This is a genomic window from Agathobaculum sp. Marseille-P7918 (genome assembly GCF_964248325.1).
Lineage (GTDB): Bacteria > Bacillota > Clostridia > Oscillospirales > Butyricicoccaceae > Agathobaculum.
In genome coordinates this window covers 635,061-654,752 of record NZ_CAXTXI010000001.1, presented here as the reverse complement: position 1 = coordinate 654,752, position 19,692 = coordinate 635,061, and the positions used below count along the sequence as shown (strand labels likewise).

Sequence of the window (19,692 nt, the reverse complement as noted above, 5' to 3'; positions counted from 1 at the left end):
GTTCCCATCCTTCGGGAGTAAGGCCCCTTGTAGACTACAAGGTTGATAGGTCAGGAGTGGAAGTGCAGTAATGTATGGAGCGGACTGATACTAATAGGCCGAGGGCTTGACCTCAAAATTAGAGGCAATCTCAGATAAACTCTTAGCTTGCCGGTAGTTATTGTTCAGTTTTGAAGGTGTAAATCTTCAAATAAGCACCATTAGCTCAGTTGGTAGAGCAACTGACTCTTAATCAGTGGGTCCACGGTTCGAGCCCGTGATGGTGTACCAGAATGGTGCGCTGTGGGATTGGACGGAAAGTGCAGTCCCACAGTGGTGCCAGGCATACCGGGAAGCTAGCTGAAATGGCCCGTTGGTCAAGCGGTTAAGACGGCGGCCTCTCACGCCGCAAACGGGGGTTCGATTCCCCCACGGGTCACCATCTTGTTACTTGACAGATGGAGAGCGGTATGGTATGGTAATAAAGCGAGTAAGCGCAATAGCGTTTCTCATATAGTGCGTGTCAATGGTGACGAGGGTACACCTGTTCCCATTCCGAACACAGTAGTTAAGCTCGTTTACGGTGACAATACTTGGCTGGCGACGGCCCGGGAAGATAACTCGACGCGCACACAGGCGGATCATTTCGGTCCGCTCGATATTCCTCAATAGCTCAGTTGGTAGAGCATGCGGCTGTTAACCGCAGGGTCGTTGGTTCGAGTCCAACTTGAGGAGCCATCTGATAAGGCTTTGCCGCCACCATATATCGTGGCGGCAAAGTGCTGTCAACCCTAATATGGGCCTTTAGCTCAGTTGGTTAGAGCAACCGGCTCATAACCGGTCGGTCCCGGGTTCGAGTCCCCGAAGGCCCACCAAATTTTATATTCGGCCCGGTAGCTCAGTTGGTTAGAGCGCCAGCCTGTCACGCTGGAGGCCGTGGGTTCAAGTCCCATCCGGGTCGCCAATACAACGGCGACATTGTTCGCCGTTTGTTTTTGCTGCTGTAGCTCAGTAGGTAGAGTGCATCCTTGGTAAGGATGAGGTCACCGGTTCAAATCCGGTCAGCAGCTCCAGAAAAAACCCTCGAGAACTTTGGTTTTCGAGGGTTTTTTTATTATGATATTAGAACTGTTTTAGCCCAGCTTGCTCCAACGCACGGAACGGTTTCTTATTAAACATCCCTGTGATTGTGTAGGTTTTCCAGCCGCTGTCAGCGGTGTAATGGTGTTGGTCATCCCTGCATCGATAAATATGACGCAAAGTGATGGCAGTTTTTTAGGACGAAGTTAAATTGCGCAGTATTGGGCAATTTTCTTATTCTTCATCATCCCATACGAAACTATCCACTATGGTTTGGGCAGCTTGATATGCGTTGTCAGATCCGGTGAAATTGGTAAGCTGAACTAAGCAAAACCCGTAATCCTTCACAATGTAATATTGTTTTGTTACGGCGGTGGCATCATCGATGGTAAAGGTGCAAACTACATAACCTTGCTTTGTATTGCTGCCGCTCCCTTCCAGTTGGGCATCTGCACCATTTAACTGCATCAGGAGCTGTTTTGTGATGGCGTCTTTGAACTTTGTGTGTTCTTCTGCGCTGTATCGATTTGCACCGACGCTGATGGAAATATTATCAGGCAATGCATCCTCCTCGTGCCCTTCTTCTACATAGAAAACCATATTTGCTGAAGAATGTTCATCAGATTTCACCCATCCGTCTGGTACGGTGTAGCTACCCGGAATGGCACTCTCCTGTTCCGGTTCCGCAATATCGGTTTGACTGTTCTCTTGTTGGTTTGCCAGAGCGCTTTCCGAAGAGTTATCGCTCTCGTTTGTCTGGGCGGTTTCGCCACTGCTGCAGCCGGTCAGCAGCAACATTGCCGCCAATACAGCCCCTATTTCTTTTCGCATTTCTCTTTCCTCCTTTGATTTGTATTCTCTCCACACAACTTACGGAGTTATATGAAGATGCTCCAATTTGTTGGATGCCGCATTCTTTTGCGCTAATAATAAGATACTAAAAAATTGAATATACGTCAATGTGATATCATAATAACATTTCTGACTGATATCTGCCCAAAAATGAAAAGCCTGTCGTGAGACAGGCTTTTCTGAAGATTGTTTTAGTCGCTGACGAGCGGAGTGGACAGATAGCGATCGCCGGTATCGGGCAATAATGCCACAATGGTTTTGCCCTTATTTTCCGGACGCTGAGACAGTGCGACAGCAGCATGCAGCGCAGCGCCGGAGGAAATACCGATAAACAGACCTTCGCTGTGCGTGAAGGTGCGTGCGGTGGAAAAGGCATCTTCGCCCTTAACGCGGATGACTTCGTCGAATACGCCGGTATTGAGAACCTCTGGTACAAAGCCGGCTCCGATGCCCTGAATCTTGTGCGGACCACCCTTGCCGGTAGACAGCACAGGGGATTCATCCGGCTCCACGGCAATGACCTTGATATTGGGGTTCTGTTCCTTCAAGTAGGAGCCAACACCGGTAATCGTACCGCCTGTACCAACGCCTGCAACAAAAATATCAATTTTACCGTCGGTCTGGGACCAGAGTTCAGGACCGGTCGTTGCATAGTGTGCCGCAGGATTGGCAGGGTTGACAAACTGCCCCGGAATAAAGCTGTTCTCAATTTCTGCCGCCAGCTCATCCGCCTTGGCAATCGCGCCGGACATACCTTTGGCGCCGTCGGTGAGCACCAGCTCTGCACCGTATGCCTTGAGCATGTTGCGGCGCTCGACGCTCATGGTCTCGGGCATGGTGAGGATGATGCGGTAGCCCTTGGCTGCGGCAACTGCCGCCAGACCGATGCCGGTGTTGCCGCTGGTCGGCTCGATGATGGTCGCGCCCGGTTTGAGCGCGCCGCTTTCTTCTGCCTTGGTAATCATCGCGTTGGCAACGCGATCCTTGACCGAGCCTGCCGGATTGAAGTATTCGAGTTTGGCAAGAATTTGCGCCTGCGCGCCGGATTTTTCTGCAAATTTATCTGCCGCGTACAGCGGGGTGTTGCCGATCAGATCGGCAAAGCTATGCTTGATATCTGACATGTGGTGTGCCACCTTTCATATTCCCTTAATTCATAGGTGTTTTATATGAATTAAGCATACAGGGAAAAAAGGGATTTGTCAAGAGAAAATTAAAAAAACGCCCATGTGACAACACGGGCGTTTTTTTGTATTATGGAGCGACAATCCAAATGTGATTGGTATAGCTTTTATCAAATTCCCACTCTTCACTTTTGCGTATCCGCGTGGCGCATAGACGGACATCCAGCGCACGCTGCAGTGCAGTTTCATTGATGAGGTAGAGTCTGTTGTTTTGTAAGACGGTACAGGGTGTGCTGTTGCCAGACCACGGATCATAGGAACGGCTGTTGCGCACAAAGGTAGAAGCGTTGGCAGTGAATACGGCCGTGACACCGCGATAGGTGACGGTTGCACTTTGCGTCTTATTATTCCAAGTAATCGTACCGCCCAACTTTTCCACTAGCTCCCGCAGCAGAATTCCCTCATATTGGTTGCCTCCCTGTGAAATATTGTAGGTGTCCAGTTCTGCAAATTGCAGCTGCTCCGGAACGGCATAAGGCTGCGGTACGCGCCCGTCCAGAAAATACTCGGTGTTGTCTACAACCACTCCTTCCACGGTATCCAGATCCAGCACTTCCCGCCAGTAGAACCAGTTCTGCGCATCCATCAGCTGTGTCATGGTTTTGAGAGTCCCGTCTTTCGTCACAAGGTAAAAAATCTGATATTCTACAAAGTTGTTCGCGGCATTGGGCTGCGAAACCAGATCGTAATCCAAATCCCAGCCAAGGCTGGACAGTTGGAGGGTGTTCAGACGTACCACCGTATCAAGCGGACAGGAAACTGTCCGGCCGTCAAATGGAATGGAAATACTTTGGATATTTGCGGTGACCGGTATAGAGATATAGGTCGATACATCATGCAGATACAGCACCGGTTTAACGTTCGGACCGGACAGGGATATTTCTGCGCGGAAAAAACGCTGCCCCTCTGTATCACGCTCGACAATTGGGCTGGCCTGATAGCTCATACCGCCGCCCTGCGATGCATTTGGGTCGGGGGAAATGCCGACCAGTGTAGTCACGCCACCGCCGGTCAGGCCGTCACTGTAGAGTTGCTTGCGGCCGGTATCAGACAAGGCAGTTACCGAAAAAATAACAAGTGCATGATTATCGTCTGCAAGCGATTCCTCCAGCGTCAATCGGAGGTCTGTGCTTTCAATAGACTCCTTTTGCGTGTTGACTGATAAATCGCCGGTACCGTTCTCAAACCAATACTGCCAGAAATCCATCTGTGATGCAGCAAATGCGCCGGTCAGCAGGCTGGCGGCAACCAGTGCTGCGCACACGCCTTTTTTGAATAGTTGTTTCATATGCCGTCTCCTTTCTACGGGGTCCTCGTCCAGTGTTCGGCTCACGCGGCGGCGGATATCGCGCGCGGATACGGCGGGCATTTCCCGCTCGGGCACCGGCAGCAGCTCGTCCAACGTCTGCTCATCCAGTGCGTTAAACAGTTCAGAGATGCGCATTGCCGTCCACCTCCCTTATCAGACGTTCACGCAGCCTTGCGCGTCCACGGGCCAGACGCGCTTTGACTGTCGATTCATTTCTGCCAAGCAGTGCCGCAATTTCACGCACGGTCTGACGGTAGTAGTAGAACCGTACGAAAATTTCGCGGTCATCTGCTGCCATTTCAAGCAGCAGACGGCGCAGTGTTTCTGCCTGTTCACGTTTCAGTGCTTCCGCTTCCGGCCCCTGTGCTTCATCGGCGGACAGGATATCCTCCTCGGGCAGCGGCTCTTCCGGACGTATGCGGCGCAGACGGTCCACCGCGGCATTGCGGGCAATCGCTGCCAGATAGCTTTTCAGCGGACGTGTTTCGTCCAAGCGTTCTGCGGTGCGCCACAGTGCGATGAATACATCGGAAACGATTTCTTCCAAATCCTCCCGCGTAGTTTGAACCCCTGACACATTGCGGGCGATGGATGCGACATAGCTGCTGTAGTGGGAAATGACCTTGTCGAGTGCACCGCGTTGGCCACGCTGCAGTGCCCGAATCAGTTTAGTCTCATTCATATCGCATCCATCCCCCTTTCTCTCTATCGATACGGCGCCGCGCGCTGCTCCGTACATTGATAGATACGGAGAGATGCGGACTTTGGTTGCAGCAACATGAAAAAATCTCCCGTAAGGGAGATTTTTTTATAGCGCTTTCCAAAAAGCACGGCGACATCTCTGCAAAGGATTACGAATCAATCAATCCCAGCTCGATTTTCCATCGCAATACCCGCACAGCAGAATCTCGAATGGCAGTTTCACTGATGGTTCCGTTCTGCACGGCGGTCAGCACCGCATTGTACTGCGTGACGAAGTCTGACGAAATCAGCATGTCGTTTCCCGCCTGCACGGCGAGTACGGCTGCATCCGCGTCGCCTGTGTAGTCTGTGATCGCCTGCATGACCAGGTCGTCGGTCATCACTACGCCGTCAAAGCCAAGCTCCTCGCGCAGCACCTGATGTACGGCAGGAGAGAGCGAAGCGGGCAGTGTACCATCCATGCAGGAAACGATATTGTGGCAGACAAGAATCGCCTGTGCGCCTGCTTCAATGCCCGCAGTAAAGGGCAGAAAATCCGACGAGCGGAATTGTTCAAGTGGGCGGTTGTCCTGCGCGATGCCGGTGTGCGTGTCGACGTTGCTGCCGTAGCCGGGGAAGTGTTTGAGCACCATACCCATACTGTCCGTTTTCATCTGCTCGACTACGGTGCGGACATAGTCGCTGGTGGCTTGGGCATCCTGTCCGAATGCGCGGGCATTGATGAAGTCGGACGGGCTGGTTGATACATCGCATACGGGCGCGAGATTGACGTTGATGCCAAGTGAAGCCAGCAGAGTATCCTTTTCCTTGGTATCGCTTTGAATACGCTCCAGGCCGCCCTCAGCGAAAAGCGCCTGTGGGGACTGGAACCGACCCGCGCGAAAGGCGGGATATGCACTGACGCGCACGACTGTGCCGCCCTCCTCGTCTACGCCGATGAGCATGGGCGTTGCGGCGGCCTGCTGGTAGGATGCAATCGTCTCGCGCAGACTGTCCGGCGTCTGATTTTCAAAGTCGCGGCCGAACAGGATATAGCCGCCGATATCATACTGCGCGGCGAGTTCTGCGGCTTGCACATCCGGACAGCGCGCAAAGAACAACTGCGCGACCTGTTGCTCCAGCGTGAGGGAATCCGCATATACTTCGGCGGGATCGGGCTGGGGCGGTTCGGGAGTGGGTTCGGGCGCGGTTTGTGCAGCAGTCGCATCTGCGCCGGGCTTCTCGCTGCAGGCGGTCAGTCCAAGCGGTAGGGCGAGTGCGAGCAGCAGACAGAGCAGGCGTTTTTTCATAGTCAGCACCTTCCTTCTTTGGTTCCATTATACAGGAGTGAGCGGGTCGTTGCAAAGCCTATTGTGTTTGTGGTAAGATAAGGAGACGGAAAGGGGAGAGACAGGATGCAGACCATCGGACGCTTTGCACCCAGCCCGAGCGGGCGCATGCATCTGGGCAATGTGCTGTGTGCGCTGCTGGCCTATTTGAGCGCGCGGCGGCAGAATGGGCAATTTCTGCTGCGCATTGAGGATTTGGATGCGATGCGCTGCCCGCGGAGCTTCGCCGACCTGATTATGGATGATTTACGCTGGCTGGGATTGGAGTGGGACGGTGAGGTGCCGTATCAGTCCGAGCGTGCGGCGATTTATGAGCGGTATGAGGCCGTTTTGCGTGACAAGGGGTTGCTCTATCCCTGTTTTTGCTCGCGTGCGGCCCTGCATGCGGCGTCTGCACCGCATCTGTCGGATGGGCGTGTGATTTATGCGGGCACCTGCCGCGATTTGACGCCCGCACAGATCGCGGAAAAACGGAAAACACGCGCACCGGCAACGCGTGTGCGTGTACCGGATGAGGTAGTGCGCTTTACCGACGAGGTTTGGGGCGAGTATGCGGAAAATCTCGCGGAGGAATGTGGGGATTTCATTGTCCGGCGTTCGGACGGCGTGTTTGCCTATCAGCTTGCGGTCGTGGTGGACGATGCGCTGACCGGTGTCAATGAGGTTGTGCGCGGCGCGGATCTGCTTTCGAGCACACCAAGGCAGATTTGGCTGCATCGGCTGTTTGGGTTTGAAGCGCCGCGGTTTGCGCATCTGCCGCTGCTGTGTGACCATGACGGCCGCCGCCTGTCCAAGCGGGATGAGGATCTTGACCTCGGACTGCTGCGGCAGCGGTTTACACCGGAGCAGGTGATCGGCGCGCTGGCCTGTGCCGCAGGCATCATCGACCGACCGGAGCCGGTCGCAGCGCGTGAGCTGGTTTCGTCCTTTGACTGGGACAAGGTTCCACGGCATGACCTGTATTTACCGAATATTTTCAGATAAAGCGTCCAAACGGGCGCTTTTCTTTTTGTCAAAATTTCTCTTGACAGAGATGTATGCCGGTTGTATTATGATGATATCAAATTGATATGATTGTGAGGGATAGGATATGAATGCAAATCAAGTGGAGTATCGGGAGAAAAACCTGCGTGCACCGAACGGTTTGGGGATTCTGCTGCTCAACATTGTGCTGATGCTTGCGGCTGTAGCCGGAATCGTATACAGCGCGGTGCAGCTGGACAATGGCGCCGGTGGTGCAATGATAGCGTTGCTGGTCGTGTGCATCTTTTACTGGTGTCTGCCGTGCTGGCTGCTGTTTGCGGGTGTGAAGGTGCTGCGTCCGAACGAAGCACTTGTGCTGACGCTGTTCGGCCAGTACATCGGCACGCTCAAAGGGGAGGGCATCTTCTTTGTCAACCCGTTCTGTTCTGCGGTCAATCCGGCGGCTGAGTTCGCGTTTGCCAAAGCAGCCGAGGAGGCGGCGGACGCGACCAAGTCGGGCAGCAAGCTGTCATCCGGCCGTATTTCGACCGGTTCGGGTCGCGGCAAACGGCTCTCGCTTAAAACCATGACGCTCAACAACGACAAGCAGAAGATAAATGATCTGCTCGGTAATCCGATCGTCATTGGCATTGCGGTCATCTGGCATATCGAGGACACGGCCAAGGCCGTGTTCGCGGTCGACAATTATCAGGAGTTCTTGTCCATCCAGTCGGATGCGGCGCTGCGTAACACTGTACGCCTGTATCCATACGATGTATCTGAGGGCGGTGACGAAAAAAGTCTGCGTGGCTCTTCGCAGGAGATAGCGGGCGTGCTGGCGGAGGAAATTCAGAAACGTGTCGCGTGTGCAGGTCTCAAAGTAGAGGAAGCGCGCATCACAACGCTGGCTTATGCACCGGAGATTGCGGCGGCAATGCTCCAGCGTCAGCAGGCCAGCGCGGTCGTGGACGCACGCAAGATGATTGTCGAAGGCGCGGTCGGTATGGTAGAGATGGCGCTTGACGAACTGAGCCGCAAGCAGGTGGTTGAGCTGGATGACGAGCGCAAAGCACAGATGGTATCCAACCTGATGGTGGTGCTGTGCGCGGGGAAGGATGCACAGCCGGTTGTCAATTCGGGTTCGATTTATTAAATCGGTCTTGCCGAGAATAGCTCAGTTGCATTACAATAATAATAAGAATGAAGGGGAGGTGCAGCCGTGGCGGAAAAGGATAAAGCAAAAAAGCAGGTGCCGCTGCGGCTGTCCGCCTCGCTTTATGATGAGATTGCCCGCTGGGCAGAGGATGAGTTTCGCTCGGTCAATGGACAAATTGAGTATCTGCTGACCGAGGCAGTGCGCCGCCGGAAAAAACAAGGCCCGAAGGAATGAACTTGCAGCCGCGTGGGTATTCCCACTTGCGCTTCGGTGTGGTATAATGACGGCAAACCAGCCGCATTCTATATGAAGCTGCGGCGGAAGAAAGGAGAATATACCATGAGCAAACGGACAAAAACGGTTGTAGCGGCAGTTGTTGTCATTATTGTGCTGATTGTTGCTGCATGTGTTTTCGGATATGTTTCCGGACGGCAGACGCCGGAGCAGAATGAGCAGCCGAACCAGACGGTCGAGCCGGATACGCCGAATGAGCAAGACACGCCGGATGACCAGCAGACCACGGACGATACCAAGGAGAATCCGGTGCAGCCGGAAAACCCCAACCCGTCGGGCGGGGAATCGGTCGTTGTATATGTGCCGGATGAGCAGGGCGAAACGCTGACGCCGGTCGGAACCGATGCGGTGGACGACTCGGATCAGGCACTGGTTGATGCACTGATCACGGCGGGCTCGCTTCCTGAAGGGGCGGCAGTGCAGTCCTCCTCAACGGCAGACGGCGTGCTGACGCTGGATATGAATACGGTGTATGGCGACGCAGTACGCTCCTCCGGTACCACAGGGGAGAGTCTGCTCATCTATTCGCTGGTTAATACCTTCGTGCAGGCACGCGGTGTAAACAGTGTGCTCATCACAGTGGATGGTGCGCCGCTGGAAAGCGGGCATGAGATTTACGATTATCCGCTGGAAGCAACGAATTGAGAGAACGCAAAAAAAGGCTTCGGAACGAAAGTTCCGAAGCCTTTTTTAGGGTGGTAATGGAATGGATTAATAGTTTTCGGCCTTGATTTCAAAGTAAGCCTGCGGATGTGCGCATACCGGGCATACTTCGGGGGCCTGCTTGCCGACCACGATGTGGCCGCAGTTAGAGCACTGCCAGATGCAGTCGCCATCGCGGGAGAATACCAGATTGCCCTCTACGTTAGCGAGCAGCTTGCGGTAACGCTCCTCATGCTCTTTCTCAATCGCGCCGACCTTCTCAAAGAGGAATGCGATATCCTCGAAGCCCTCTTCGTGTGCTTCCTTGGCAAAGGTCGCGTACATGTCGGTCCATTCGTAATTCTCACCGGCCGCTGCCGCCTTGAGGTTCTCAGCCGTGCTGCCAATGCCCTCGAGCAGCTTAAACCAGATTTTTGCATGCTCTTTTTCGTTATTTGCCGTCTCCTCGAAGATCTTGGAAATCTGCACATAGCCATCCTTCTTGGCCTTGGAGGCGTAGTAGGTATACTTATTGCGCGCCATGGATTCGCCCGCGAATGCGGTCTGGAGGTTTGCTTCCGTCTTGCTTCCCTTCAAATTTGCCATAATCACATACTCCTCACATTTTAGTATTTTTCAGACAGCTATCGCTGTCAGAAATCACGCTTCCTTTGCCCGGCAATCCCGGCAAATGCCTTCAAACAGAATGTCATATCGCTGCACTTCCACGCCGGAGGCATCCTCAACCTGCTCGATCAGGTTGTTGATATGCGGCATATGCACGTCATATACTGCGCCGCATTTCTCGCAGCGCACATGATAATGCTCACTGGTGTTAAAATCAAACCGATCGGCGCCATTCGGCACAGGCACACGGCGAATTTCACCTTGTGAAGCCAGCTGGTTCAGATTGCGGTATACGGTAGCCTTGCTGATAGAAGGATGTTCCGCCGCGACGGCAGCATACACGTTGTCCGCAGTGGGATGATCGTGCATGTGCAGAACGGTCTGCAAAACGATTTGACGCTGCACCGTATTTCTGGTCTGCATGCTGTCACCTACTCCCTAATAGTATAAATTATTATTTAGAGTATATACCTGACTTATACAATTGTCAAGCGTTTTGCGGAAAATCCTACAGGATTATCTTATAGAACATAGAGAAAAACCATCAGATAGTGGCATACGCTGCCTGCAATAACGAACAAATGAAAGATTTCATGAAAACCAAGCAACGCGCTGGGATTTGGATGTTTGGCAATATAGATCACGCCGCCAATCGTATAGAAAATGCCGCCTGCGGCCAGCAGGGCAATAGCAGGTGCGGGCATGGAGAGGACAACATCAAAATCCAATACGATTGCCCAACCCAGCGCCAGATACAGGGCGGTTCCCAAAAAGCGCGGCGCATCTATCCAGATCAGCTTGACAGCAATACCTGCCGCAGCAATCAACCAGATAAAAGCGAGGAAAACATAATTGTGCGGCGGGCGCATGTAGCAAAGCACAATGGGGGTATAACTGCCTGCAATCAGCACGTAAATCATGCTGTGGTCGAGTTTTTTGAGCCTGCGCAAGGTTTGTTCATCCCGGCAGGAATAATGGTATACACTGCTGGCAGAATACAGTCCGATAAGGGAAAGGCAAAAAATAATGACCGAAGCCGTCATCTGACCGTTGGCGGTATCGGTGGTCAGCATGCGGAGAAGCATGGCAAACAGTCCGATTCCGCTCAGTACCGCTCCAATAAAGTGTGAATAGCTGGAAAATGGTTCTCGTGCCTTGAGGAAAACACGCGGCATATAGATTCCTCCCTCTTCAAATATAGTATCGATAACTATGTTGCACTTAATATGATACTACATATACAGAAAAATGCAATAGACTTTTGGTGAATTTATTGTGTCCCCGGGACAAAAAAATACACCTGCAATCCTGCAGGTGTATTGATACGGTAGACTTATGCGGTTATCGTAACGGTTTGAGAGGTACCGTCCCAATCGACCAGAAAGCCGCACAAATCGCCCAAACTTCTGAGCTTATAGTAGGTGTATCCGTCCACATTGTATGCCGCGATCATATGCAGTGCGCCATCCGCAGCGGTCGGCTCAGTCAGAGATTGCACGGTGCGCCTCTCGCTCGACATTGGTTTGTTTTCCTTTCCGTTCGGCGTATAGGGAGAAAAAGACTTGAGCTCCACTTGCTGCAAATCCTTGTTCCACTGTACGTCAAAGCTGCTGGGTGTATCTTTCAGCAGCATTGCCACATCACGTACCCGTACATAATTGTTGCCGCCTATATTATACGCCGGCAGTACGGTAGTGTTGCCGTTGACCGACACATTGGCAACCGCAGGATAGGCAATAGAGGTTTGCCGCAGCAGGGAGGAGACCGACTGTTGCATGGTGATGCGATAGCGCGGCATCTTATGGAGAGAGACAAAGGGATTGGCTTTTCCCGCGTTGGTCAGCGTGCTGACCAATATGCCGTTTTCGTTCAAAAGCGTTTGCATCCAACTGTCATAGGCTCCAAAGGGATAGGAGAAATAAAGCACTTTCTGCTGCCCGGTATGCTGCGTTATCAACTGGATGCTGGTTTGCAGGTCGCTGCCGACACGCAGACGATAGGCAGCTTCCGATTCTCCGGCCAGACGCATGACACCGTTGATACCGTTCGGTGCGTTATTGCCTTGGTACTGGGGATTATGCAGATTATAGGTATGCGAACCGATTTCTACGATACCGCTGGAGACCATTTCCTGAATCTCTTCCCAAGTCAGAGAATTGGACGGCGCATCGGTTGTGGTTGCCAAATGAATGTTGTTAGCAACCACCGCAATGGTCGCTTTCATGCCGGTGCTTTGCAAAATCGGATAGGCATATTCGTAATTTGAGTGATAGCCATCATCAAAAGTAATCATAATGGGTTTTTCCGGTAATGGTTGCTTGCTCTGCGTGATTGCAACCAACTCTGCCGGCAGCAATGGTGTAAACCCGAACTCCTTTAGAAATTCCATATCCAACCGGAAGCGATCCACCGTAATGGTCATGCTGTTGGTACGTCCCGGATCGTTTGTTAAATCATGGTACATTAAAATGGTTAAGCTGTTGTTGGCCGGTGCGGCACCGGCCGTTTCCAGCGTTGACATTGTCACCATGGAAATGATTGCGATAATTGCCGCCGCCTTTTTGAAAAACGCCATTCTCATCTTATCCGCCTATCCTTTCTAAAGCATTATACCATTTTTTTTCAATGTTGTCCACTTTTCCGCCCCTTGCATGCTGGTGCTGGAAGGATTATAATGAGGAGGAAATGAGGTGAATATCATGCCTGATTTTGGAGATATCATTGCTCGGGTTTTTTCCGATCAAGATATTATGCCCGCGGATGTGCCGCAGCTTGATTTATATATGGATCAGGTTTTGTCGCTGTTTGATCAGCATCTGTCTGCGGATAAACGGAATCCTTCCGATAAGCTGCTGACCAAAACGATGGTGAATAATTATGTAAAAGAGGGGTTGATGACCCCGGTTCGCGGTAAAAAATATACCCGGCAGCAAATTATGCAGCTGCTTTGTGTATATCATTTGAAGCAAAATCTGCGCCTGAGCGATGTGAAGGCGCTGACCGGACGTGATGACGTCGATTTTGGGGCCTGTTATGCGCATTTGCTGGAGGATAAGATGAAGATACGCGAGAGCGTTCCGCCGATGCTGGATGCGTTCCTGCCTTATGATTCGGACGATCCTAACGGACGGCTCATGCTGTGCCTTGCGCTCAGTGAAATTGCTTCTTATTTGCGTCGTTTATGCGAAAGTGTAATTGATGCAATTGACGAACAGACCGGAGGAAAATGAAAATGTCTATTGAAAAAGCAAAAAATTGGCTGCGGCAATTTGGGGTGGAGGACCGTGTACGGGAATTTGATACCTCCTCGGCTACGGTTGAACTGGCAGCACAGGCGGTTGGTTGTGCGCCGGCGCGTATCGCAAAAACCCTGTCCTTTCGCACTGGAGACGGCGTAATTCTGATTGTTGCTGCGGGCGACACCAAAATCGACAATCCGAAATATAAAGCTCGTTTTGGCTGTAAGGCGAAAATGCTTGCCTTTGAAGAGGTCGAGCCGGAAATCGGTCATGCAGTCGGAGGGGTGTGCCCCTTTGGCATCAATGAGGGCGTGACGGTTTTTCTGGATGAGTCGCTGCACCGTTTCGAGACCGTGTTTCCTGCCTGTGGCTCCGCCAATTCCGCAATTGAATTGACCATTCCGGAACTGGAGAAGTTTTCCGGATATAAAGCTTGGGTAGATGTGTGCAAGGGATGGCGGGAGTAACCGTTTCGCTGGCGCAGTTCGGCGCCTGTGAGGACAAGCGGCACAATTTGTGCAAAATACAAGACTATGCACAGAAAGCGAAAGCATTTGGCGCATCCATGCTGTTTCTGCCGGAATATAGCATGTTTTATGCAAAAATGAACAGGCGGTCACAGAATATTCAGGCAGCGGAGCCGCTCGATGGCCCGTTTGTTTCTGCGCTGTCGCAGATTGCCCGCAGGTATGGTCTGTGGCTCGCCGCAGGCATGTATGAACGGACGGACGGTCTGCCGTACAATGCCGTTGTGGTCATAGATAAAGACGGTACACTACGCGGCGTACATCGCAAGCAGCGGCTGTATGATGCCTTCGGCTATCGGGAGTCCGATGAATGCCGGCCAGGAAAAAGTCCATTCCGGCCGGTGGATACGCCGGTTGGTCGTCTGGGGCTGATTACCTGCTATGAGCTGCGTTTTCCGGCGTTGGCTGCTGCACAGAAGCAGGACGGAGCAGAGATACTGCTGGTTCCTGCGGGCTGGACAGCCGGTGCAAATAAGGTGCTGCATTGGCGCACGTTGCTTTGCGCGCGTGCGATTGAAAACAGTATGCCCGTGATCGGCGTCGATCAGTATGCGCCTGATTGCTTTATCGGCCACAGCGTGGCTTTCGCATCGGACGGCAGTACGCTCGGCGCGTTGGAAGAAGGAGACGGTCTATTGACCATCACAATTTAAAGGAGAACGATTATGCAATTTGATCCCACGTTATATGTTATTACGGACAGCACTTACCATACGACAGAGACTTTGCTGCACGCGGTTGACCAGGCCTGTGCGGGGGGCGCAACGCTCATCCAGCTGCGTGAAAAGGACACAGGCGGACGGGATTATCTGACGCTTGCGCAGCAGGTGAAGGCGGTCACGGACCGCTGGAATGTACCGCTTATCATTGACGACCGTGTGGATGTGGCCATTGCCTGCGATGCAGCGGGAGTGCATGTTGGTGCAAGCGATCTGCCGGTGGCCGTGTGCCGCAAGCTGTTGGGGCCGGATAAAATAGTCGGTGCGACCGCGAAAACCGTGGAGGCCGCGCAGACGGCCTATGCAGACGGTGCGGATTACCTTGGTACGGGTGCGATATATCCGACCACCACGCATGTCACGACCAAGCTCACGCCGCTCTCTACACTGGATGAAATTTGCCGTGCCGTACCCATTCCGGTGGTTGCGATTGGCGGTTTGAATGCGGACAATATGGATGTGCTGGCAAACAGTCCGATTGCGGGCATTGCGGTGGTTTCCGCTGTGATGAAAGCTGAGGACCCGTGTGCAGCGTCGGCACATATCAAAGAAAAGTTTTTGGCAATGCGGAATCATTGATTGGATAGCATAAAAAAAGGCTTCGGAACATTCGTTCCGAAGCCTTTTTGCTGTATGGGGAAAACGAAATCAATCCTGAAACAGCGGCGTAGAGAAATAGCGCTCGGCGGTATCGGGAAGGACGGTGACTACGGTTTTGCCGGGACCGAGTTTTTTAGCAAGCTGGAGGGCGGCAGCAACATTGGTGCCGCTCGAAATGCCGCACATAAGTCCTTCCAAGCGTGCAAGATCCTTGGCAGTTTGAATCGCTTCGTCATCGGTTACGATGTAAAGGTGATCGTAAATCTTGGTGTTCAGGTTTTTGGGGATAATACCGTCACCAATACCCATTTGCAGATGGGTGCCGATAGAGCCACCCGACAGGATGGCCGCGTTTTCCGGTTCGACTGCCCAGATTTCCAACTGAGGATTTTGCGCTTTGAGCACTTCACCGATGCCGCTGATCGTGCCGCCGGTGCCAAAACCGGAGCAGAAGCCGTCGATTGGGCCGCCAACCTGTTCCAGAATCTCGGTGGCAGTGTGGTGGCGATGAACGGAGGGATTTGCCGGGTTGTCGAACTGTCCCGGAACAAAGACCTTCGGGTCATTTTTTGCCATTTCGTCTGCAATCCGCTGGCATTCCGCAATACAATCGCCAATATTGCCGGCATCGTGTACCAGAATTACTTCAGCACCATAATGCTGAACCAGTTTGCGGCGCTCTTCGGAAACCGAATCCGGCATGATAATTTTCACCTTGTAGCCCTTCACAGCACCGCAAAGAGCAAGGCCAATGCCCTGATTACCGCTGGTGGGTTCCACGATAATGGTGTCCGGTCCGATCAAGCCGCGCTGCTCAGCGTCCTCCACCATGTTGAGTGCTGTACGCGTTTTGATGGATCCGCCGACGTTTAAGCCCTCAAATTTGACGAGCACCTCGGCACAGCCTGCGGGAACCATACGGTTCAGACGTACCATCGGCGTATGGCCGACTGCTTCCAGGATGTTGCTGCATATCATCGAAAAATCTTCCTCTCAAACGTGTCTAGTATACATTATAGCACAACTTTTTGCATAAGGATAGAACAGATTGACCAAATTGTGTCAATCGAACCTTCTTTTTTTGGAGTTTATGCAGGGAGGAGGTGAAAAGTGATGGAAATTCATTTTCAGCAGGCCAATTCGGGTAATTATCTGTCCGCAGCGCGTGGAAAGGAGCAAATCAGTTATCTGGTAATTCATTTCACGGCAAATGACGGTGATACTGCCAAAAACAATGCAGATTACTTCACAAATTCCAATATTTCGACTTCAGCACATTATTTTGTGGATGAAAAAGAAGTATGGCAATCTGTGCGTGAAGTGGATATTGCATGGCATTGCGGCACTAAAGGTACTTACTTTCATCCGTATTGCCGGAATGCCAACAGTATCGGCATCGAGCTGTGCAGCCGCATGAAAAACGGCAAATATTATTTTCAGCCGGGAACGGTGGAAAACGCGGTACAGTTGGTGCGTATGCTGATGCAGAAGTATGACATTGCGCCCGACCATGTGGTGCGGCATTATGATGTGACGCACAAAAACTGTCCGGCGCCGTTTGTAGAAAATGCAGCGGCGTGGCAGGACTTCAAGCGCAGATTGACGGAGGAGGTGGATGATATGACGGCAGATGAGGTAAAGAACCTGATAGCGCAAAGCAAAACGGTATACAGCACCATAGCGTCCGTACCCGAATGGGGCCGTGCGACGGTGGAAAAGCTGGAGCGGAAAGGCTGGATCAAAGGCGAAGGCGGTAGCGCGGGACTCAACCTTCCGGAAGAGATGCTGCGCGTGCTTGTCATAAATGACCGAGCAGGCATTTATGGAGATTAAGTGACAAAAAACGGCGAAAGCACTTTGCTTTCGCCGTTTTTATCTTCTATTCATAAAGGTTAGCTTAGTCCAGATATGTGACTTTTTGGATGCCCTTGATGCCGAGGCCCGGCTCGTCGGACACAGTAATGTCCTTTTCGTGGAACACCGCACCGCCGAGGATGGGGTCCTCAGTGCACAGCACCGGACCGTCCAAATCAATCTTGGTGATGATTTGCTTGGCACAGGCGAGGTGGATGGCTGCGTTAACACTGATTTTTGCTTCGAGCATGCAGCCGAGCATGCATTCGACGCCGTAGACCTCGGCGGCGGAGGCGATTTTCAGCGCGTTGTACAAGCCACCAGCCTTCATCAGTTTGATGTTGATCAGATCGGCTGCGCGCATCTGCATGATGGTCAGCGCGTCCGACGCATTTTGCACGCTTTCGTCCGCCATGACCGGAATTGTCACATTATCGGTGACGTATTTCAGGCCGGTCAGGTCGTGCTGCGCAACCGGCTGCTCGACAAACTCGATGTCCAGTCCCGCATCCTCCATCTGGCTGAGAATGCGCACCGCTTCCTTGGGCTTCCAGCCCTGATTGGCGTCGATGCGGATTTTCACATCCTTACCCACCTCGGCTCGGATGGCCTGCAGGCGGCGCAGGTCGAGCGGCGCGTCCTTGCCGACTTTGCATTTGAGACAGTCATAGCCGCGGTCGATGGCATTTCGTGCGTCGCGCGCCATCTCCTCCGGGTCGTTGACGCTGATGGTGATGTCGGTCACAATTTTGCTTCGGCTGCCGCCGAGCATTTTATACACCGGAATACGGTAAAGCTGCCCGTACAGGTCCCAAAGCGCCATATCGACCGCCGCTTTGGCGCTGGTATTCTTGAGGATGCAGCCCTGCAGGGAGAGCATCAGGTTTTCAAAGTCATCCACCTCGCGGCCAAGGAGGGTCGGGGCGATGTGGTCTTGAATGGCTCCAATAATTGCGCCTGCGGTGTCTCCTGTGACCGCGCCGGTCGGAGGTGCTTCGCCGTAGCCGATTGCGCCGGTATCGGTGTGGATTTCTACAATCACGTCCTCGACGGATGAAACCGAGCGCACCGCAGTCTTAAACGGCACGCGCAGCGGCACGGAAATGCGGCCAAGTCGGATTTGAGTAATTTTCATCAGTTGTCAGCTCCTTGTTGCAAGATGCGTTCCGATTATTTTGCCAGTTCATACATTGCCGCCGCCAGAATTTCCGCGTTCTGCAGCAGCCGCTCCACTTCCATATATTCATCCGGCTTATGTTCGCGGATTTCGTCGCCCGGAAAGACCGGACCGAATGCGACCAGATTCGGGATGGACTTGGCATAGGTGCCGCCGCCAATGGATTTGAGCACCGCCTTTTCGCCGGTCTGCTCCTCGTACACTTTGGACAGCTTGCGGATGAGTTCGCTCTCAGGCGGCATATAGATGGCCGCTTTGTGCTTCATCTGGGTTTCCTGGAAACCGCCCAGCGAGAATGCGCGCTCCAGACGCGGATGTGCCTCGTCATAGGTCTTGGTGACCGGATATCGCACGGACAGCGTGAGCGAGAGTGTGTCGTCTGCAAACGCTGCAACGCCAAGGTTGACCGTCAGGTCGCCCGAAAGGTCGTCGCGCATGGCAAGTCCCAGCGATTCTCCGCGCGTCTCCAGTCCGATTCGGTCGGCAAGGAATGCCATGCACTCGGCAAGCTCACCCTCCAGCGGGAGCTGGGTCAGCGCGAGCGCCAGTCGGCCAATTGCGTTTTCGCCCTGCTCGGGAGTGGAGCCGTGCGCGGACACGCCTTCGGCCTCCACGCGGATGCCGCCATCGATTGGCGTTGCCGTGACCTTGTCCACCGTGATGCGATCCGCAGCCTCTGCGGGGCATGCAAGTTCTGCCACTGCATACGCGGGGGAGACATTGGAGGCAGTGCCGCCTTCAAAACGGGTCAGGCGGTACGCACCGGTTTGGTTCAGCTTGCGCGCATATACGCAGTTCATAATGCCCTTTTCGCCGTTAATGATAGGGTATTCACCATCCGGCGTGAAGCCCATGACCGGCACTTCACCGCCGTGTTCGAGATACCATACCATATCCTGACAGCCGGTTTCCTCGTTCGTGCCGAACAGGATGCGGATGCGGCGGGACGGGGTAAAGCCAGCATCCTTCAGCGCAGCCAGCGCGTATAGCGCCGCAACGGTCGGCCCCTTGTCGTCCATCGTGCCGCGGCCATAGATGCGGCCGTCCTTGACTTCGCCCGAAAACGGTTCAGTGACCTGCCAGCCGTCGCCTGCGGGTACAACGTCCAGATGTCCAAGCACGGCAATCATTTCGTCGCCCTCGCCGTATTCGCACCAGCCCACCCGGTTATCCATATTGACCGTGCGGAAGCCCAGCTTTTCGCACAGCGCAAGCGTTTCATGCAGACAGCGTGCGACCGCGCTCCCGTAAGGTGCATCCGGCATAGGTTCGCCTTCCACACTCGGAATTTGGATCAGCGAAGCCAAATCTTTGAGCAGGTCATCTGCGTGCGCACGGATATAGGTTTTTAATTCCATCGTAGTCCCTCCTTAACGGGTTCTCAACATTCCCATATCATATTGTACAGGATGCACGACTGATTTGCAAACCATTCTGTGCAAATTGCTTGCAAGACCTTG

At 53.1% G+C, this 19,692-nt stretch carries 21 protein-coding genes, 6 tRNA genes and 2 rRNA genes; 17 read left to right on the top strand and 12 right to left on the bottom strand.

Annotated elements, in window-relative coordinates:
* From ACESSO_RS03325 to ACESSO_RS03290, 8 genes are all read left to right on the top strand, one after another.
* A 23S ribosomal RNA gene (locus ACESSO_RS03325) occupies positions 1-114 on the top strand; the annotation flags it as partial.
* Between the two features lie 80 nt (positions 115-194).
* Positions 195-270 (top strand) — tRNA-Lys (locus ACESSO_RS03320).
* Positions 271-346: 76 nt separating this feature from the next.
* A tRNA-Glu gene (locus ACESSO_RS03315) sits at positions 347-421 on the top strand.
* A gap of 74 nt (positions 422-495) precedes the next feature.
* Positions 496-612, top strand: a 5S ribosomal RNA gene (gene rrf / locus ACESSO_RS03310).
* Positions 613-641: 29 nt separating this feature from the next.
* Positions 642-717: transfer RNA gene (locus ACESSO_RS03305), tRNA-Asn, on the top strand.
* A 60-nt stretch (positions 718-777) separates the two neighbouring features.
* A tRNA-Ile gene (locus ACESSO_RS03300) sits at positions 778-854 on the top strand.
* A gap of 12 nt (positions 855-866) precedes the next feature.
* Positions 867-943 (top strand) — tRNA-Asp (locus ACESSO_RS03295).
* A gap of 33 nt (positions 944-976) precedes the next feature.
* Positions 977-1,052, top strand: a tRNA-Thr gene (locus ACESSO_RS03290).
* Between the two features lie 241 nt (positions 1,053-1,293).
* On the opposite strand, the gene ACESSO_RS03285 is transcribed toward ACESSO_RS03290, so the two are convergent.
* From ACESSO_RS03285 to ACESSO_RS03265, 5 genes are all read right to left on the bottom strand, one after another.
* Positions 1,294-1,890, bottom strand: coding sequence for a hypothetical protein (locus ACESSO_RS03285; protein WP_373163610.1), 597 nt, complete (start codon positions 1,888-1,890; stop codon positions 1,294-1,296).
* Between the two features lie 212 nt (positions 1,891-2,102).
* Positions 2,103-3,035, bottom strand: a complete 933-nt coding sequence (cysK, locus tag ACESSO_RS03280; protein ID WP_373163609.1) for a cysteine synthase A — start codon at positions 3,033-3,035, stop codon at positions 2,103-2,105.
* A gap of 130 nt (positions 3,036-3,165) precedes the next feature.
* Positions 3,166-4,539, bottom strand: coding sequence for a hypothetical protein (locus ACESSO_RS03275; protein ID WP_373163608.1), 1,374 nt, complete (start codon positions 4,537-4,539; stop codon positions 3,166-3,168).
* Entirely contained in the window at positions 4,526-5,086 is a 561-nt protein-coding gene (locus ACESSO_RS03270; RefSeq protein ID WP_373163607.1) for an RNA polymerase sigma factor, read from the bottom strand. Before ACESSO_RS03270 ends, ACESSO_RS03275 begins: the two co-directional genes overlap by 14 nt.
* 169 nt (positions 5,087-5,255) lie before the next feature.
* A complete protein-coding gene (locus tag ACESSO_RS03265; RefSeq protein WP_373163606.1) occupies positions 5,256-6,395 on the bottom strand; it encodes a glycoside hydrolase family 3 N-terminal domain-containing protein in 1,140 nt (379 codons plus the stop codon).
* Positions 6,396-6,500: 105 nt separating this feature from the next.
* Between ACESSO_RS03265 and gluQRS the strand changes: the two genes are divergently transcribed.
* From gluQRS to ACESSO_RS03245, 4 genes are all read left to right on the top strand, one after another.
* On the top strand, positions 6,501-7,418 hold the full coding sequence (gene gluQRS, locus ACESSO_RS03260; protein ID WP_373163605.1) for a tRNA glutamyl-Q(34) synthetase GluQRS: 918 nt from the start codon (positions 6,501-6,503) through the stop codon (positions 7,416-7,418).
* 106 nt (positions 7,419-7,524) lie between these two features.
* Entirely contained in the window at positions 7,525-8,550 is a 1,026-nt protein-coding gene (locus tag ACESSO_RS03255; RefSeq protein ID WP_373163604.1) for an SPFH domain-containing protein, read from the top strand.
* A 66-nt stretch (positions 8,551-8,616) separates the two neighbouring features.
* Positions 8,617-8,787, top strand: a complete 171-nt coding sequence (locus ACESSO_RS03250; RefSeq protein WP_373163603.1) for a hypothetical protein — start codon at positions 8,617-8,619, stop codon at positions 8,785-8,787.
* Positions 8,788-8,892: 105 nt separating this feature from the next.
* On the top strand, positions 8,893-9,492 hold the full coding sequence (locus ACESSO_RS03245) for a GerMN domain-containing protein (protein WP_373163602.1): 600 nt from the start codon (positions 8,893-8,895) through the stop codon (positions 9,490-9,492).
* A gap of 66 nt (positions 9,493-9,558) precedes the next feature.
* Here ACESSO_RS03245 and rbr read toward each other — a convergent pair whose 3' ends face one another.
* The 4 genes from rbr to ACESSO_RS03225 all read right to left on the bottom strand — a co-directional run bounded on the left by rbr (position 9,559) and on the right by ACESSO_RS03225 (position 12,691).
* Entirely contained in the window at positions 9,559-10,095 is a 537-nt protein-coding gene (gene rbr, locus ACESSO_RS03240) for a rubrerythrin (RefSeq protein WP_297283837.1), read from the bottom strand.
* 54 nt (positions 10,096-10,149) lie between these two features.
* On the bottom strand, positions 10,150-10,539 hold the full coding sequence (locus tag ACESSO_RS03235; protein WP_373163601.1) for a Fur family transcriptional regulator: 390 nt from the start codon (positions 10,537-10,539) through the stop codon (positions 10,150-10,152).
* A gap of 98 nt (positions 10,540-10,637) precedes the next feature.
* On the bottom strand, positions 10,638-11,291 hold the full coding sequence (locus ACESSO_RS03230) for a hemolysin III family protein (protein WP_373163600.1): 654 nt from the start codon (positions 11,289-11,291) through the stop codon (positions 10,638-10,640).
* Positions 11,292-11,449: 158 nt separating this feature from the next.
* A complete protein-coding gene (locus tag ACESSO_RS03225; RefSeq protein ID WP_373163599.1) occupies positions 11,450-12,691 on the bottom strand; it encodes a polysaccharide deacetylase family protein in 1,242 nt (413 codons plus the stop codon).
* Positions 12,692-12,815: 124 nt separating this feature from the next.
* Here ACESSO_RS03225 and ACESSO_RS03220 point away from each other — a divergent pair, with 124 nt between their 5' ends.
* Genes ACESSO_RS03220 through thiE form a run of 4 tightly spaced genes read left to right on the top strand, consistent with a single transcriptional unit; the run spans position 12,816 to position 15,180 of the window.
* Positions 12,816-13,346 (top strand): DUF1836 domain-containing protein, encoded by a 531-nt coding sequence (locus ACESSO_RS03220; RefSeq protein WP_373163626.1) that lies wholly within the window; start codon positions 12,816-12,818, stop codon positions 13,344-13,346.
* Positions 13,347-13,348: 2 nt separating this feature from the next.
* Entirely contained in the window at positions 13,349-13,822 is a 474-nt protein-coding gene (locus tag ACESSO_RS03215; protein ID WP_373163598.1) for a YbaK/EbsC family protein, read from the top strand.
* Positions 13,810-14,535 (top strand): nitrilase-related carbon-nitrogen hydrolase, encoded by a 726-nt coding sequence (locus ACESSO_RS03210; protein ID WP_373163597.1) that lies wholly within the window; start codon positions 13,810-13,812, stop codon positions 14,533-14,535. The genes ACESSO_RS03215 and ACESSO_RS03210 overlap by 13 nt, the downstream gene beginning before the upstream one ends.
* A 12-nt stretch (positions 14,536-14,547) precedes the next feature.
* The gene (gene thiE / locus ACESSO_RS03205) at positions 14,548-15,180 is read left to right on the top strand and encodes a thiamine phosphate synthase (RefSeq protein ID WP_373163596.1); all 633 of its coding nucleotides are present in this window, start codon (positions 14,548-14,550) and stop codon (positions 15,178-15,180) included.
* A gap of 69 nt (positions 15,181-15,249) precedes the next feature.
* Here thiE and cysK (ACESSO_RS03200) read toward each other — a convergent pair whose 3' ends face one another.
* On the bottom strand, positions 15,250-16,179 hold the full coding sequence (gene cysK, locus ACESSO_RS03200; protein WP_373163595.1) for a cysteine synthase A: 930 nt from the start codon (positions 16,177-16,179) through the stop codon (positions 15,250-15,252).
* Positions 16,180-16,314: 135 nt separating this feature from the next.
* Between cysK (ACESSO_RS03200) and ACESSO_RS03195 the strand changes: the two genes are divergently transcribed.
* Positions 16,315-17,034 (top strand): N-acetylmuramoyl-L-alanine amidase family protein, encoded by a 720-nt coding sequence (locus ACESSO_RS03195; RefSeq protein ID WP_373163594.1) that lies wholly within the window; start codon positions 16,315-16,317, stop codon positions 17,032-17,034.
* A 64-nt stretch (positions 17,035-17,098) separates the two neighbouring features.
* Here ACESSO_RS03195 and ACESSO_RS03190 read toward each other — a convergent pair whose 3' ends face one another.
* Positions 17,099-18,190 carry a dipeptide epimerase gene (locus tag ACESSO_RS03190; RefSeq protein WP_373163593.1) on the bottom strand — a complete coding sequence of 364 codons (1,092 nt, stop codon included), beginning with the start codon at positions 18,188-18,190 and terminating at the stop codon, positions 17,099-17,101.
* Between the two features lie 35 nt (positions 18,191-18,225).
* The gene (gene pepV / locus ACESSO_RS03185; protein ID WP_373163592.1) at positions 18,226-19,590 is read right to left on the bottom strand and encodes a dipeptidase PepV; all 1,365 of its coding nucleotides are present in this window, start codon (positions 19,588-19,590) and stop codon (positions 18,226-18,228) included.
* Positions 19,591-19,692: the final 102 nt, after the last annotated feature.

Bases quoted from the DNA above. Each gene is read 5' to 3' on its own strand.
- ACESSO_RS03285 (WP_373163610.1), bottom strand. From the start codon at position 1,890: ATGCGAAAAGAAATAGGGGCTGTATTGGCGGCAATGTTGCTGCTGACC.
- cysK (WP_373163609.1), bottom strand. From the start codon at position 3,035: ATGTCAGATATCAAGCATAGCTTTGCCGATCTGATCGGCAACACCCCG.
- ACESSO_RS03275 (WP_373163608.1), bottom strand. From the start codon at position 4,539: ATGCGCATCTCTGAACTGTTTAACGCACTGGATGAGCAGACGTTGGAC.
- ACESSO_RS03270 (WP_373163607.1), bottom strand. From the start codon at position 5,086: ATGAATGAGACTAAACTGATTCGGGCACTGCAGCGTGGCCAACGCGGT.
- ACESSO_RS03265 (WP_373163606.1), bottom strand. From the start codon at position 6,395: ATGAAAAAACGCCTGCTCTGTCTGCTGCTCGCACTCGCCCTACCGCTT.
- gluQRS (WP_373163605.1), top strand. From the start codon at position 6,501: ATGCAGACCATCGGACGCTTTGCACCCAGCCCGAGCGGGCGCATGCAT.
- ACESSO_RS03255 (WP_373163604.1), top strand. From the start codon at position 7,525: ATGAATGCAAATCAAGTGGAGTATCGGGAGAAAAACCTGCGTGCACCG.
- ACESSO_RS03245 (WP_373163602.1), top strand. From the start codon at position 8,893: ATGAGCAAACGGACAAAAACGGTTGTAGCGGCAGTTGTTGTCATTATT.
- rbr (WP_297283837.1), bottom strand. From the start codon at position 10,095: ATGGCAAATTTGAAGGGAAGCAAGACGGAAGCAAACCTCCAGACCGCA.
- ACESSO_RS03235 (WP_373163601.1), bottom strand. From the start codon at position 10,539: ATGCAGACCAGAAATACGGTGCAGCGTCAAATCGTTTTGCAGACCGTT.
- ACESSO_RS03230 (WP_373163600.1), bottom strand. From the start codon at position 11,291: ATGCCGCGTGTTTTCCTCAAGGCACGAGAACCATTTTCCAGCTATTCA.
- ACESSO_RS03225 (WP_373163599.1), bottom strand. From the start codon at position 12,691: ATGGCGTTTTTCAAAAAGGCGGCGGCAATTATCGCAATCATTTCCATG.
- ACESSO_RS03220 (WP_373163626.1), top strand. From the start codon at position 12,816: ATGCCTGATTTTGGAGATATCATTGCTCGGGTTTTTTCCGATCAAGAT.
- ACESSO_RS03215 (WP_373163598.1), top strand. From the start codon at position 13,349: ATGTCTATTGAAAAAGCAAAAAATTGGCTGCGGCAATTTGGGGTGGAG.
- ACESSO_RS03210 (WP_373163597.1), top strand. From the start codon at position 13,810: ATGGCGGGAGTAACCGTTTCGCTGGCGCAGTTCGGCGCCTGTGAGGAC.
- thiE (WP_373163596.1), top strand. From the start codon at position 14,548: ATGCAATTTGATCCCACGTTATATGTTATTACGGACAGCACTTACCAT.
- cysK (WP_373163595.1), bottom strand. From the start codon at position 16,179: ATGATATGCAGCAACATCCTGGAAGCAGTCGGCCATACGCCGATGGTA.
- ACESSO_RS03195 (WP_373163594.1), top strand. From the start codon at position 16,315: ATGGAAATTCATTTTCAGCAGGCCAATTCGGGTAATTATCTGTCCGCA.
- ACESSO_RS03190 (WP_373163593.1), bottom strand. From the start codon at position 18,190: ATGAAAATTACTCAAATCCGACTTGGCCGCATTTCCGTGCCGCTGCGC.
- pepV (WP_373163592.1), bottom strand. From the start codon at position 19,590: ATGGAATTAAAAACCTATATCCGTGCGCACGCAGATGACCTGCTCAAA.